The sequence below is a fragment of the Acinetobacter sp. GW821-FHT01E09 genome (assembly GCF_059422385.1).
In genome coordinates this window covers 838,613-853,032 of sequence record NZ_JBWKWU010000001.1, presented here as the reverse complement: position 1 = coordinate 853,032, position 14,420 = coordinate 838,613, and the positions used below count along the sequence as shown (strand labels likewise).

The 14,420-nt window shown below is 39.7% G+C and carries 9 protein-coding genes and 1 pseudogene; 3 read left to right on the top strand and 7 right to left on the bottom strand.

Going from position 1 to position 14,420, the window contains the following annotated elements; genetic code table 11:
* Nucleotides 1–97: 97 nt before the first annotated feature.
* Entirely contained in the window at nucleotides 98–1,126 is a 1,029-nt protein-coding gene (locus AC07U8_RS04005; RefSeq protein ID WP_244015152.1) for a methionine synthase, read from the bottom strand.
* Between the two features lie 28 nt (nucleotides 1,127–1,154).
* Nucleotides 1,155–2,132 carry a DUF1852 domain-containing protein gene (locus AC07U8_RS04000; RefSeq protein ID WP_034610135.1) on the bottom strand — a complete coding sequence of 326 codons (978 nt, stop codon included), beginning with the start codon at nucleotides 2,130–2,132 and terminating at the stop codon, nucleotides 1,155–1,157.
* Between the two features lie 1,077 nt (nucleotides 2,133–3,209).
* On the opposite strand from AC07U8_RS04000, the gene AC07U8_RS03995 reads away from it, so the two are divergent.
* From AC07U8_RS03995 to rluB, 3 genes and pseudogenes are all read left to right on the top strand, one after another.
* Nucleotides 3,210–4,001: a segregation and condensation protein A gene (locus tag AC07U8_RS03995; RefSeq protein WP_004819259.1), complete on the top strand. Its 792-nt coding sequence runs from the start codon at nucleotides 3,210–3,212 to the stop codon at nucleotides 3,999–4,001.
* Complete coding sequence (gene scpB / locus AC07U8_RS03990) at nucleotides 3,998–4,588, top strand: SMC-Scp complex subunit ScpB (RefSeq protein ID WP_004722881.1); 591 nt, start codon at nucleotides 3,998–4,000, stop codon at nucleotides 4,586–4,588. Before AC07U8_RS03995 ends, scpB begins: the two co-directional genes overlap by 4 nt.
* Before the next feature lie 41 nt (nucleotides 4,589–4,629).
* Nucleotides 4,630–5,517 (top strand): annotated as a pseudogene (gene rluB / locus AC07U8_RS03985) (23S rRNA pseudouridine(2605) synthase RluB); the annotation flags it as partial.
* Between the two features lie 1,159 nt (nucleotides 5,518–6,676).
* Here the strand turns inward: rluB and AC07U8_RS03980 are convergent.
* The 5 genes from AC07U8_RS03980 to AC07U8_RS03960 form a co-directional block, all read right to left on the bottom strand.
* Nucleotides 6,677–8,413 (bottom strand): ABC transporter ATP-binding protein, encoded by a 1,737-nt coding sequence (locus tag AC07U8_RS03980; protein WP_494737372.1) that lies wholly within the window; start codon nucleotides 8,411–8,413, stop codon nucleotides 6,677–6,679.
* 11 nt (nucleotides 8,414–8,424) lie between these two features.
* On the bottom strand, nucleotides 8,425–9,564 hold the full coding sequence (locus AC07U8_RS03975) for an ABC transporter permease (RefSeq protein ID WP_494737371.1): 1,140 nt from the start codon (nucleotides 9,562–9,564) through the stop codon (nucleotides 8,425–8,427).
* An 8-nt stretch (nucleotides 9,565–9,572) separates the two neighbouring features.
* Nucleotides 9,573–10,511, bottom strand: coding sequence for an ABC transporter permease (locus AC07U8_RS03970; RefSeq protein WP_004722891.1), 939 nt, complete (start codon nucleotides 10,509–10,511; stop codon nucleotides 9,573–9,575).
* A gap of 14 nt (nucleotides 10,512–10,525) precedes the next feature.
* Nucleotides 10,526–12,535 carry a M3 family metallopeptidase gene (locus AC07U8_RS03965; RefSeq protein WP_494737370.1) on the bottom strand — a complete coding sequence of 670 codons (2,010 nt, stop codon included), beginning with the start codon at nucleotides 12,533–12,535 and terminating at the stop codon, nucleotides 10,526–10,528.
* Nucleotides 12,536–12,602: 67 nt separating this feature from the next.
* A complete protein-coding gene (locus AC07U8_RS03960) occupies nucleotides 12,603–14,411 on the bottom strand; it encodes an ABC transporter substrate-binding protein (RefSeq protein ID WP_390883695.1) in 1,809 nt (602 codons plus the stop codon).
* Nucleotides 14,412–14,420: the final 9 nt, after the last annotated feature.

Sequence of the window (14,420 nt, the reverse complement as noted above, 5' to 3'; positions counted from 1 at the left end):
TGATGTTCTCTAAATTGTGATTAGGGTTTCCCGTTGAGTCTTGGATATCCATTCACCCAAACAGGTCACCCTTTTTACACCACAATATCGTTGAATACTAGCGGCTAAGTTCTTTACGAACGATTTCTGCGCCAGCACTTAAAGCATTGAGTTTGCCTCTTGCAACTTCACGAGATAAAGGAGCCATACCACAGTTAGTCGATGGATAAAGCTTATCTGCATCTACAAACTGAAGTGCTTTTCGTAATGTGTTGGCAACTTCATCTGCTGTTTCAATGGTATTGGTTGCCACATCAATAGCACCAACCATTACTTTCTTACCACGGATCAATTCGATCAGATCCATTGGCACGCGAGAGTTTTGGCATTCTAAAGACACGATATCAATTTTAGATTGTTGAAGTTTAGGGAATGCTTCTTCATATTGACGCCATTCTGAACCTAAAGTCTTTTTCCAATCTGTATTGGCTTTGATGCCGTAGCCATAGCAAATATGCACAGCAGTTTCACATTTAAGTCCTTCAAGTGCTCTTTCTAAAGTCGCAACACCCCAGTCGTTGACTTCATCAAAAAACACATTAAATGCAGGTTCATCAAATTGAATAATATCCACACCCGCAGCTTCTAACTCTTTGGCTTCTTCATTGAGGATTTTGGCAAATTCCCAAGCAAGTTTTTCACGACTTTTATAATGCGCATCATACAGCGTATCAATCATCGTCATTGGACCAGGCAACGCCCATTTAATCGGTTGATTGGTTTGTTGACGTAAAAACTTGGCATCATCAACAAAAACAGGCTTTTGACGAGACACAGCACCGACAACAGTTGGTACGCTTGCATCATAGCGATTACGAATGCGTACAGTCTCACGTTTCTCAAAATCAACACCGTTGAGATGTTCAATAAACGTGGTAACAAAGTGTTGGCGGGTTTGTTCGCCATCACTGACAATATCGATCCCAGCGTGTTGTTGCTCTTGCAATGACAAACGCAAAGCATCTTGTTTGCCTTCAATTAATTGCTCATCTTGTAATTTCCAAGGTGACCAAAGTTTTTCAGGCTCGGCAAGCCAAGAAGGTTTTGGTAGGCTGCCAGCAGTTGAAGTCGGTAATAATATTTTCATAATCAATAATCTTGTCTATCTAGGTAAATTAAGCAACGTAATTTGCAGACCACTGCTCAAGGATATGTTTGTATGGCTTGATGAACTGCTCTTCAGTAAATTTCCCTTGCTTAATCGCCAACTGACCACGCTCTTCTCGGTCATACACAATACGAGTAAGTGAATAATCCTGATGCTTTAAACTTGGTTGGTAAGATTTACCTGCCACAGAATTCGCGTTGTAAATCTCAGGTCGGTAAATCTTTTGGAAAGTTTCCATGGTGCTGATAGTACCGATCAACTCAAGGTTAGTGTAATCACTCAGCAAATCACCACGGAAGTAAAATGCCAAAGGCGCAACACTATTTGGCGGCATAAAATAGCGAACCTGCAAACCCATTTTTCCGAAGTATTCATCTGTTAATGAATATTCATCTTGCAGATATTCAACACCCAATACTGGATGCACATTTGCAGTACGGTGATACACCTTGCTACTTGAAACACTAAGACAAATCACAGGTGACTTTTTAAAGTTTTCTTTATACGCATTTGAATTTACAAATGCGTTGAAAATCTTCCCATGAAGCTCACCATAGTTTTCTGGCAGGCTAAATTGATCTTTATTTTTATTATGTTCTAACAGCAATACACTAAAATCATAATCACGCACATAAGAAGAAAAATTGTTGCCCACAATACCTTCAATACGTTGATTATTTTTGTGATCAACAATATTGGTTTTCAATATTTCAATCGTAGGGAAAGTCTCACCGTTGCCTTCGATATCAATATCAACTGAAATAATTTCGAGCTCAACAGAATAACGATCTGCTTCTGGATTATCCCAATGCGCTAAGGCATTAAAACGATTGTCAATCATCGTTAGGGTATTGCGCAGATTGTCATGGCGACTCTCACCTCTTGCTAAATTGGCAAAGTTGGTTGTGATACGCGTATTATTAGAGGGATGATAGTTTTCGTCGAAACTAATGCTCTTAATCGTAAATGTAAAATCTTTACTCATGATGATCTGATACCCTAATTTCTGAAATAAACCTGAATTTTTTTCATGCTCTTTCTGGACCATCCAATTTCTCTTTGGATCTATCCAGCCAATAGTATTTCCCGTATTTTCTGACTTGTACTTGGTCGCTCAATTCAGAATCAACGATAATCTCATCTATCGTGAAGCGCTTGGTGTAATTTATACCGCAATCCGTACATGAATAAAAATGATATAATTTCACAAAAAAGTGAACCAAATTCATGTTTAGGGATGAGTAACATGAATAAATGGATTGTGAGGCTGGGATGTTTGATCAAAACTCAATAGATGAGTAACCAAAAATGCTGTTAAAAGCGTATATAAACAAACTGATCTGATTGCTAATGTGTTGCGCCGTATTGTGTTGGTTGCTATTTGGCTTTTTTCTTGGATTAGGAAATTAAGAAGAAATGAAGATCGAAAGTATTATTTTGATTGATCATTTAACTTTTCTATTGTGAGGCTGTTGGGTAAAAGTCACCTATTCAAAGATTTTAATAACTTAAAGTCCGCATATATTTGAAAACAAAATTATTTACTCATTCATCACTAATTTTTTTCATATTTATAGTCTTAAACGATTTCGCTGAGATGTTTATACACCATCCAGTTATATCCAAAATCAACTAAATAGCATTGTAATATTTTGGGCAAAATTATAATTTTAAGCATGCAATAATAGAGTCAGTATCATTTTGCAAAGAATAGATTGAAAGTAAAAAAATCTAACAATTCAAACCCACCCAGTATATAAAGTTGATCCACTTCACATTATGCGATTAAAATATGGATAAATTTTTTCTTGAAAATATATAAAAATTTACAATAAAAATGAGTAGCTTAGTTGATTTTAATCATCAAAAAACTAAATATTCCCTATTTATTTTCAGGTTTTTTTATGGTTTTTATAATTAAACAATGTATTCCTCTTAACTTTTCCATTAAAATAAGCCAAATATCTTTTTGTAATTCGTCACCACCCTCTCCTATTGTACCTATTGAGTGGTAACACGAATAAAACATGCCTTTGAAAATTCGCGTGGCTAATAAACTGTAATGACTCAAGCAACTCAGCATCCTATGGAATCCATTTCCAACATCCGTGTATTGGATGAATGGCAAGAAGAAATTCCAGAGGATTTATATATTCCTCCTGCTGCATTCGAAATTCTGCTTGAACATTTCGAAGGACCACTCGACTTTTTAATTTATCTGATTCAAAAAAATGGTTTCGATCTTTTACAGTTAGATATTGCTCCGATTGCAACACAATACTTGTCTTATATGGACGGTATGAAATCGTTAAATATCGAGTTAACCGCTGACTATATGGTGATGGCAGCATTATTGGCAGATTTAAAATCTCGCTTGTTATTGCCAAAACCTAAAACCATTCATATTGAAAAAGATCCAAAACAGGAATTAATCGATCGCTTAGAGACCTATTTACGGATTAAAAAAGCAGCTGAACGTTTAGGCCAGATGCCTGTTTTAGACCGAGATACTTTTGCGACCCATGTTGCGATTGGTCATATTCCAAAAGTCTATGAAGGTTATGATGTTGAGATGTTAAAAGATGCCTTGTATTGCATTTTTAACCGCCCTGAACCCATAACCCATAAGATTGAACAAGAACCTGTATTACTTGAAGAACGCATTGCTTATATCGAATATATGATTGAATCTGGAGAAGTTCTCAGTTTCCAAGAATTACTCAAGCCAAACCAAGGTCGAATGGGCATGGTGGTTACATTTATGGCAATCTTGGAGCTGACCCGTCAGCAAAAAGTCCAAATTATTTCTTCTGGTGTTGAGGCCCCGCTTGCAATTCAAGGAGCAACGGCATGACCATTGATCAAAATAATGCCTTTAATGTTGATGAATTACATCACGAAGTTCTGATGCAACTTGAAGCGATTATTTTTGCAAGTGATGCCCCTGTATCGCTTGCTCGCTTAAAAGAAGCATTTCAAAATCAGTATTCTAAACAACAGTTGCAACAGTATTTACAGCAATTGTCTGTGTTACAACATGGTCGTTCAATCGAACTTGTCGAAACAGCCCAAGGTTATCGTTTTCAAGTGCGGGCAAAATACCGCAATGTGATTGCGCAAGTTTGGCCAGATCGACCAACTCGATTATCGCCGTCACTGTTAGAAACAGTTGCAGTGATCGCTTATCATCAGCCAGTAACCCGTGCTGATATTGAGCAAATACGAGGGGTTACAAATAATAGTCAAATACTCAGGACTTTGTTTGATTGGAACTGGATTAAAGAATCTGGTTACCGAGAACTCCCAGGTAGACCCGCGTTGTTAGTGACAACGCCACAATTTTTAAATGCTTTTGGTCTAGTGTCTTTAGATCAATTGCCTCCCCTACAGGATGCCAAGGAAGCTTTTATGATTTTGGATGCGCAAGCTGCCAAGTCTTAAATAGGTGCACTGTTGATGATTATTTCTAAGGTTATGCTGTCATGAGTGAAAAATTGCAAAAGGTACTCGCACGAGTGGGTTTGGGCTCTCGCCGTTATATGGAAGAGGTCATTGCCGCTGGTCGTGTAAGTGTCAATGGGCAGGTTGCTCAAGTGGGCGAACGTATTGAACCAGGTGATGAGCTTCGCATCGATGGTCGTAAAGTTCAGTTCCAAATTGAAGACGAAATTCGTCGTCGTGTCTTGATTTACTACAAACCTGAAGGTGAAATCTGTTCTCGTAATGATCCAGAATCTCGCCCGACTGTGTTTGATCACTTACCCCCGATTTCCAATGACCGTTGGGTGATGGTGGGTCGTCTAGATATCAACTCAACAGGTTTATTACTTTTTACAAATGATGGTGAACTTGCCAATCGTTTAATGCATCCCTCAAATGAAATCGAACGTGAATATGCAGTTCGAGTCATGGGTGAAGTAACGCCTCAACTCAAAAACAACATGACAAATGGCGTTGTTTTAGATGATGGTCCAGCAAAATTTGAATCTTTCTCTGAAATTGGTGGTGAAGGGATCAATCGCTGGTACCAAGTCGTTGTAAAAGAAGGTCGTAACCGTGAGGTTCGCCGTATTTTTGAATCACAAGGTCTAAAAGTAAGTCGCTTGCTCCGTACCCGTTACGGCACTGTGATTTTGCCTCGTGAACTTCGTACAGGTCGTTGGATGGAACTTGATAAAACTGATATCGATAATTTAACCAAAGCTGTTGAACTGAAACCACGTCAAGGTACAGGTTTATTTGGTATGGCAAAACGTCGTACTGAACGTATGCAAGACAAGCCTATGGCTGCGCGTCGTGGTGGATTCCTGCGTCAACAACGTCGTGATAGCGAAGGTGAAGAAACTCACAACTATCAAAATGATCGTCGTGATGCTCAGCCAAGTGCAAACCAATATGGTCAAAACCGCACTGAAAATCGTACTGACAATCGCAATGAACGCTCTGAAAACCGCTTTAATAAAGCACGTTCTGGCGGCAACAGCTACAACAATGAGCGTGCTGACAACCGTGGTAATAGTTTTAATAGCAACCGTTCTGAAAACCGTTATGGTAATCAACAAAACCGTAACCGTTCAGAAGGCCGCTATAATCCAAACGAGCGTCTAGATCGTTCAGATCGCCAAGAACGTAGTGAACAACCTGAAAAGAAAAAACCGTTTGTTGTGACAAAAGGTTTTAAAAAGTTCTAAGTTCTAAATAGACTTAAAGAGCAAAAGCCACTATTTTTAAATAGTGGCTTTTTTTCGTTTAAACTATGCGCTACATCATGCATTAAGGTTTAAATATATTCCTGTAGGCTATGCCTCAGCTTGTGTTGTAAACAAAACAGTGCAAAACCCTTTAAGCAATATGATCTTAATATGGTAATAACAATATGAATAAAAAATACCTGATCCTCATTCCCTTATTTCTTATCTGGTTTATTGCGTCCATATCGATAGCATATCAAGGGCTGTTTTATTCAGAGTATCTGATCAATTTTCTTAGAAAGAAACCACAGGATTATGGTTACCCACTTTTTCAGGTTGTTATTTTATGCTCAATTTATGGCCTATGGATGTGGAGCTATGCCTATTTACTTTGCCCAGAAACAGCCATTCGCAGACCATTTCTTAGCTATACAGTCTGCTCAATCTTACCAATCCTTATTCCAGTCTATGGCATAATAATACTGATTTACTCACCACCTGATATAATCACTTTTATTCTAATCAGTTGTGCAACCAGCCTATTTCATTTTTTATTACTGCCTATTCTTATGCCTATCTATCGTAAGTATATTTATCCCAAACAAAACGCATCAGTTTAATCGTGTTATATATCAATAAAAATACTCCTTACGCTACTACAACTGTAGCTCCCCCACTTCGAAAAAAAGGGAGAGCTAGCTGAGACTAAATTAATTAACTTGAGTAATACCCCCTCCTTTTTCAAAGGTGAGAAGTATCAACTTCGCAAAGAGCAATATTTAAAACCCTTAACGGACTGACAGCAACTGAATCGAGTGGCTTTTTACATAGCAAAAATCTAAATCACCTGTCTGCTTCCTTGTGGAATTGAACTCAATAAGCGTTTGGTATAGTCATGCTGTGGTGACTGGTACAACTCATCCGAATTGGCAATTTCAACGATATCACCGTGGTTCATCACCATAATTTGATCCGAAATATATTTCACCACAGACAAATCATGTGAGATAAAAATATAACTCAAGCCAAATTCATCTTGTAGATCTTGAAGTAAGTTTAGGACTTGTGCTTGAACCGATACATCAAGTGCCGAGACTGATTCATCACAGATTAAAATTTCAGGTTTTAAGGTTAAACAGCGTGCGATTGCAATACGTTGACGTTGCCCCCCAGAAAACTCATGCGGATAACGATCAAAAGCTTGCGCAGGTAAGCTCACTCTTTCCAGTAATTCCAAAGCCATCTTTTTACGTTCAGTATCATTTGCACCAATTTTATGAACTTGCATCGGCTCCATCAAAATTTGCCCCACGGTAAAACGCGGATTAAGTGAGGCATAAGGATTCTGAAAGATAATCTGAATCTTACGTTGATACTGGGCAAACTCTTTTTCAGACATTGCCAAAATATCTTTACCTTGAAATAAAGCTTGGCCGCCAGAAGCTTGTTGCAAACGCATCAACAATAAACCAATGGTGGTTTTACCTGAGCCTGACTCCCCAACGAGCCCCAAAGTTTTACCTTTCGCCAGTTGGAAAGATGCCCCTTTGACTGCCTGAAATTCATCTTTGCCAAATAGCCCTTTACGGCTAAAAAATGATTTTTTTAAATCACGCACCTCTAAAATAATTTCTTCACCGCCAACAAGGCCGCGCTTACGCTCCGCAAAATCCACCTTAGGCAAACTCACTGCCTCAGTCACGGGTACATCTTGGGCTTGCATAAAATCACTAATGACTGGTAAACGATATGGGCGATACGAAAGTTGCGGACGGCATAATAATAATGCTTTGGTATAGGCATCTTGTGGCTGTTCTAAAACAGCTTTTGCTAACCCTTGTTCACGAATTTCACCATGACGCATCACAATCACCTCATCGGCAATTTCACTCACCAATGCCAAGTCATGGGTAATAAACAACATCGACATTTGACGGCGCTTACGTAAAGCCTCCAACAAATCCAATATCTGTTTTTGGATGGTGACATCTAATGCTGTGGTCGGTTCATCAGCAATCAGTAGCTTGGGTTCACAGGCAATTGCCATAGCAATCATGACCCGTTGCTGTTGACCACCAGACAGCTGACTGGGGTACGCATCAATCTTACTTTCAGGGGATGGAATCCCAACTTCAGTGAGTAATTCCAAAGTGCGTTGTCGTGCTTGTTTACGCCCCATATTTAAATGGATACGCATAATTTCAGCGATTTGATCACCCACTGTAAATACAGGATTAAGTGATGACATCGGTTCCTGAAAAATCATGGCAATGTCTTTACCACATATTGCACGCATTTGTTTACTGCTTAAACTGAGTAAATCTTTGCCTTCAAAAATAATTTTACTGTTTTCAGCAATACGGGATTGGCCTTTGGGTAATAAACCCATGGTTGCCAATGAAGTTACTGATTTGCCACTGCCAGATTCCCCAACCAAAGCCACGGTGGTATTGGCAGGAATCTGAAATGAAATACCTTTTACGGTTTCAATAAATTGCTTATTTTCACCCTTAAAACTCACACTCAGATTTTCAACACTGAGTAGCACAGGAGGTGTCGCTTGTTGTTCTGACATCTTTAAGCTCCTTATTTTAGTTTAGGGTCTAATGCATCACGTAATGCATCTGTAAACATTGAAAATGCGGTCACAAGCACGGCCATGGCTACTGAGGCTGCCACCAATTGCCACCATTTACCTAAAATCAGCTCACTTTGCGCTTCATTCAACATACTGCCCCATGACACCACCCCCACAGGTACACCAAAGCCCAAGAAGCTTAAAATCACTTCAGACTTAATAAATGCAACCACCAAGATCGACATCTGAACCAAAGCAATATGACTTACATTAGGAAAAATATGCACAAACATTCTTCGGGTATTACTGACACCAATCGCTTTGGCTGCCAGCACATACTCGCGTGAATTATGTTTCATATATTCAGCACGAATTAAACGAAATACCCCAGTCCAACCTGTTAATCCAAGAATTAAAACAATGGAAAGAATGCCTTTTTGTTGCAATACAGCGGCAATCGCCAATACCAACAATAGATAAGGTATCGAGGTAAAAATGTTATAAAACCAGTTTAGAACATCATCCACCCAACCACCAAAGTAACCAGCAATTGCCCCTAAGAATGTGCCGATTACCACGGCCAATAACGCCGAGACCAAGCCCACAATAATTGAGGTTTCTGCACCTTTAATGGTTTTGAGTACAACATCCTGTCCCCATTTATCTGCACCAAAAGGCAAGGTTTGTTTGAGTTCACTTTGCTGATCAAGTAAATGCCCACCCAATTGCTGATCAATGGCTTTCATATCTTCTGCAAGCGGATCTTGAATACCGTAGTAGTCAATCGCGCCACCTGAAGCTTGTTCTGTTGCAATTTCAGTATTTAACTCCTTGATCACATCTTTTAAAGGGTCAACAGGATTTTCAGGTAAAGCTTCTACAATTGCGGCTTTTTTTGCAGAATCTTGCGTATTCTGATCTGCCCCGATAAATGTAGGTGGCGCATAACTCACGGCTACTTCTTTATTCCAATTTGATGCAATCACACCCGTCATGGAGAGTACCAATATGATGAAATAACACAGCAACACCAATAACGACAGCATAGCAATACGATCTGCTTTTAAACGTCGCATCGCCAATCGCCATAAACCGGGAGAAGTCTGTTGTTCTTGGGCGTCTACTTTTTTCGATAAAATTCCGAGCATCATCCCACCTACTTCAACTGTACGCGTGGATCAACCACTTTATAAATCAAATCAGCAATCAGGTTAAAAATCATGGTCGCAGCGGCAACATAGACCGTGATTGCCTTAATCACTGGAAAGTCGCTTCGTTCTACTGCAATAATGACTTCTCGCCCAATCCCCGGAATACCAAAAAATCGCTCAATTAAAAATGCCCCAATCAACAACGCTGGCAGGCTCGACATCACATCGGTAATAATCGGAATAGATGCATTACGCAGCACATGTACGCCTAAGATACGTCCCTCACCGACACCTTTTGCCCGTGCAGTACGGACATAGTCCTGATTGACTTCATCCAAGACAAAGCTACGGTATAGACGTAAAGTCGGTGCAATACTCACCACCAACATGATTAAGATTGGCAATAGTGCGTATTGCAATAGATTTTCACTGAGACTATCGCTCCAACCTTGTACAGGAAACCATCCCAGCTTATAGGCAAGACCGTACTGAAATACGATGATATAGACCAAAATACTGATCGACATCCCAATGGTACATAACAACATCACCATACGATCCGTCAATGAACCACGTACTGAAGCAACAGCCAAAGCCAGAATGATTGAAATCACGGTTTGTAAAATTGTCAGTGGAATGATGATGGTCAGCGATGGACCTAAACGGGTCAGAATAATGTTTGAAACTGATTCCCCGGTACTCCAGCTATTGCCATAATCAAAAGTCAGGATTTGCTTAATAAAAATCCACAATTGAACGTAATATGGTTGATCTACCCCAAGTTGCTGACGAATATTTTCAATCTGTTCAGGGTTTGCCATTTTTCCAGCAAGGATATAAGCAGGATCTCCGCCAACCCAGTTAAATAGAAAGAAAATCAGCAACACGACTCCCAACATGGTCGGAATCATTTGCCATATACGGCGCGTGATATATGCCAGCATAGTTCTAATTCCTTTTAATCACGTTGACCGGTAATTTCTTGAAAGAATGCCTTGTTATCCGGTTCTCTGCCCAAGAAATCAACCACCAGCTGCTCTGCTTTCTTTTGGCCACCTTGTGACAAAATTGCTTTACGATAACGTGCTCCAACCTCTGGATTATTTAAGTTATTGCCAAAAGCAGAAAGCATGTCTAAGGCCATCACTTCAGACCACATATAGCCATAATAGCCGACTTGGTATCCGCCCATAATATGACCAAATTGTCCTGGGAATTCTGTGGTTGGTACATACCCTAAGGCGGTTTGGTTTTCGAGTTTTTTCCATACGTCTAAAGGCTGAGTTTTTAAAGCATCTGCGGTATGCAGTGCCATATCGTATTGTGCGTATAAGGTTTGACGAGAATAGAACAAGCCACGACCATAGTTTTTAACGGCTTTTAATTTGCCAATCAATTCATCATCGACACGTGGACAGGCTGGTTTGCAATAATCGGCTAAAGTCGATAGCGTTTCTTTACGACGTGCCCATTCTTCATACATCTGTGAAGGTGCTTCAACAAAATCTCGCTCGACTGAGGTACCAGATTGCGAGGCATAACGGGTGTTTGACAAAATTCCATGTAAAGCATGTCCAAACTCATGCACAAAAGTTTCCAGTTCATCACTGTTTAAACCTTTACGATTAAAGTTGGTGACTAAGGCTGAGATCGGTTTACGCTGGGTCAGGGTACTGCCACCCTTAACGCCCCACACCGCTGCATGACCATACTTTCCTTCACGTGGAAATTTATCGATATATAAACCACCTAAAAGCTGTCCTGTTTTCTGATCTGTGACATCGTAATATTCAACTTCATCTTGCCAGACATCAACCTTGGCAGGCTTAAATTCAATCCCGTATAGATTTGATGAAATTGCAAATAACCAATCTTGTGATGCTTGAGTCGGGAAATATTCACGCATTTTTTCTTGGTCAATTTTGTACTTTTCTTGACGTAATTTTTCGCTCCAATAGCCCTCACTCCAACGGTTAATTTCCGCTTTTTCTACTGGAATATTTAAGCTTTTGGCCTTAAATTCACGCAGTGTTTGCACTTCTTTTTTCTCTAATGGCGCAACCGTACTATGTACTTCATTGAGGAATTTATTGACCGTTTCAGGATTTTTGGCCATACGGTTTTTCAATGCCCAATCGGCATAACTGGCTTTACCGAATAATTGTGCAAGTTCATGCCGTAAATCAATCGCTTGTTTAAGCAACACTAAATTCTTTTCAGTACCACGGCGGGTATAAGCAATTTGATAACGTTTACGCGCATCATCACTGTCTGCCAATTCCATAAAAGGACGGTATTCTGGGTAGTCAAAACCCAACAGGTAATTGCCTTTTTCATTTTTCTTTAGATTGGCAATATAGCTTTCTGGTAAGCCCTTTAGCTCGGCTGGGGTAAATTCTAATTTTTCAGGATTGTCTCGAATGTTGCGGGCATATTCTTGTTGAATCTTGGTCAATTCATCTAAAATCACTTTTAAACGTGCTTGTTTTTCTGCGGGAAGTTGTACCCCTGTATCTTCAAAACCATCTAAAATATCTTGGCGATATTTACGGTCAATCTCATCACTGGCTTTGGTTTTTTTAATTTGCTGATAAAGCTTTCCATCTTGATAGACTTCAGTTTGAAACTGACTGATTTTAACTTCGCAATCTTCTGCTGCTTTACGTAAATCTGCGCTTGGGTCAACATTACTGGCTAAATTAATCGGCCCATAAAAATCCTCAAACTCTGCAAAAATTTGATCCCACTTTGCCAATACTGCTCCAGCAGGTGCATTATTTTTGAGTTTAACTTTGGCAAATTCAGCCAACTTGGTTTTAACGTCTGCAATTTTTGCATCACATTGGGCTGGGATATCTTTGGCCTGAAACTTGGGTAAAGTACTGCGTTCGATTTCTGCAAAGGCCCATTGCCCCATACCCATTGACAACATACAGAGTGTGGTTAATTTAAATCGCTTCATTTTCATTTTCTCCAATCTTTCATTTATTCATTTTCAAATTTCAATCTGTTTATTTTTAAGCTTTTGATAGAGGTTATTTTTTCATATCAAAATACATCCATTCCGATGGAATAATCGGATGCTTTTTAAAGCCGATGACACGCGGTTGCGCCAAAGCATTGCGATAACGCGTCGATGCCATTTGTACCGGCATATACACTTCTAATATCCGCGCCATCTTATGATATAAAGCATCACGTTCAGGACCCGGTTTCAATTTTTGGGTTTGTTCATATAAGCGATCATATTCAGGAATTTTCATACATGCACTATTGGTTGCATGGATATTCTTTCCATAAAACAGCTGCATAAAGTTATCTGCATCGGGATAGTCGGCAATCCAAGCTGATCCCTTAAACATGGTTTTACATTGTTTTTCAGCTTTTAAGCCTTCCGCAAAAGGTAAGGATTTGGTGGTCATTTTGACCTTGATATTGTCTAAAGTCTTTTTCCAAAATTCAGCACTTTGCTGACTACGTGTACTATTTCCATAAACAGTTAATTCGATCAGCAAGGGTTTGCCATTCGGCAAGGTACGCCAGCCATCGGCAGCAACCTTATAGTGATAACGATCTAACAGTAAATTGGCCGCTTTGACGGAATAAGGAATACTGGTTTTATAGTTTGGATCATGCCCAATCACCCCATAAGGAATGGGATATTGTAAGCGTTGTGCATCACCCTTCATCAAAATCTTAATTTGATTATCAGGTGAAAAGGCCATTGCCATGGCACGACGTAAAGCAATTTTTTCTTTACTCAAACCACCAACAACAGGGTTTTGCATATTCCAGTAATAATAATCAATTGAAGGATCAGCAATACGGGAAAGTTGAATACCTTTTTTAGCAAGTTCGGGTTTAAGCTGACCATCTTGGATAGCTTGAACACTGAGATCACCATCCAACACAAATAAATCAGTTTCATCTTTACTAAATGATAACCAGCGCGATTGTGATTCTTCCATCACTTGAATATCGACCACACCGATTTGCGGCATTTTTTTGCCTTTCATCGCATCGACAATTTTTTGATCTTCTGGCGTGGATGCTTTGAAATCCCAAACATAACCACGATAATCTGGATTGGCTTTCAGGATAATCCGTGAGCCAGGTGTCCATTTTGCCAAGACATAGGGACCTGTTCCAACAGGATGGGCCATGGCAAAACCAGACCGATCTCGATAGTGTTCAATCACTTCTCGTGCCACTGCACCAGCTGGTTGATGTGCTAACAGCATTGGGAAGTTTTGATCAACTTGTTTCAGTTTAATCACCAAAGTATAACGATCTGTGGCCTGAAGCCCTGCAACAGGTAGATCATAATTAAACTTGCCTGTTTTTTTAGCTTGCTCAAGCACTTTGTCCATGCCTAGAATTTTGTCATCAAACAACCAACTATTGGGCGAATGCAAGCTTGGGTCTAACAACCGTTTATAAGAATAAACATAGTCTTGCGCGGTTAATTCACGGGCTTTGCCTTTAAATACAGGATCTTTGGCAAAATAAATACCTTTTTGAATTTTAAAGGTATAGGTTAAACCATCAGCACTGACTTCAGGCAGGCTCACCGCGGTACGGGGTACTAATTTGGCCGGTGTTGCTAAATAATCGTAGGTATATAAGCCTTCAAATATTGAATTATGCACATGTGCAGAATAAAGATCTTGGGTGCCTGCTGGATCAAAACCCGTTTCTGCAACGGGGAAAACATAACGTAAAACTTTATTTGGATCCGCCGGGCTTTTGGCAAATACATTCATCGTGCCTGTCAGGAGCATACCGCCCAAGAATGCACTGACCCCAATCTGCTTTAACTTTTGCTTTAAATCATCCTTCATCATTTTATTCAA

What these genes read in the sequence shown, in the direction of transcription:
- AC07U8_RS04005 (WP_244015152.1), bottom strand. Translation starts at nt 1,126, where the DNA reads ATGAAAATATTATTACCGACTTCAACTGCTGGCAGCCTACCAAAACCT.
- AC07U8_RS04000 (WP_034610135.1), bottom strand. Translation starts at nt 2,132, where the DNA reads ATGAGTAAAGATTTTACATTTACGATTAAGAGCATTAGTTTCGACGAA.
- AC07U8_RS03995 (WP_004819259.1), top strand. Translation starts at nt 3,210, where the DNA reads ATGACTCAAGCAACTCAGCATCCTATGGAATCCATTTCCAACATCCGT.
- scpB (WP_004722881.1), top strand. Translation starts at nt 3,998, where the DNA reads ATGACCATTGATCAAAATAATGCCTTTAATGTTGATGAATTACATCAC.
- AC07U8_RS03980 (WP_494737372.1), bottom strand. Translation starts at nt 8,413, where the DNA reads ATGTCAGAACAACAAGCGACACCTCCTGTGCTACTCAGTGTTGAAAAT.
- AC07U8_RS03975 (WP_494737371.1), bottom strand. Translation starts at nt 9,564, where the DNA reads ATGCTCGGAATTTTATCGAAAAAAGTAGACGCCCAAGAACAACAGACT.
- AC07U8_RS03970 (WP_004722891.1), bottom strand. Translation starts at nt 10,511, where the DNA reads ATGCTGGCATATATCACGCGCCGTATATGGCAAATGATTCCGACCATG.
- AC07U8_RS03965 (WP_494737370.1), bottom strand. Translation starts at nt 12,535, where the DNA reads ATGAAAATGAAGCGATTTAAATTAACCACACTCTGTATGTTGTCAATG.
- AC07U8_RS03960 (WP_390883695.1), bottom strand. Translation starts at nt 14,411, where the DNA reads ATGATGAAGGATGATTTAAAGCAAAAGTTAAAGCAGATTGGGGTCAGT.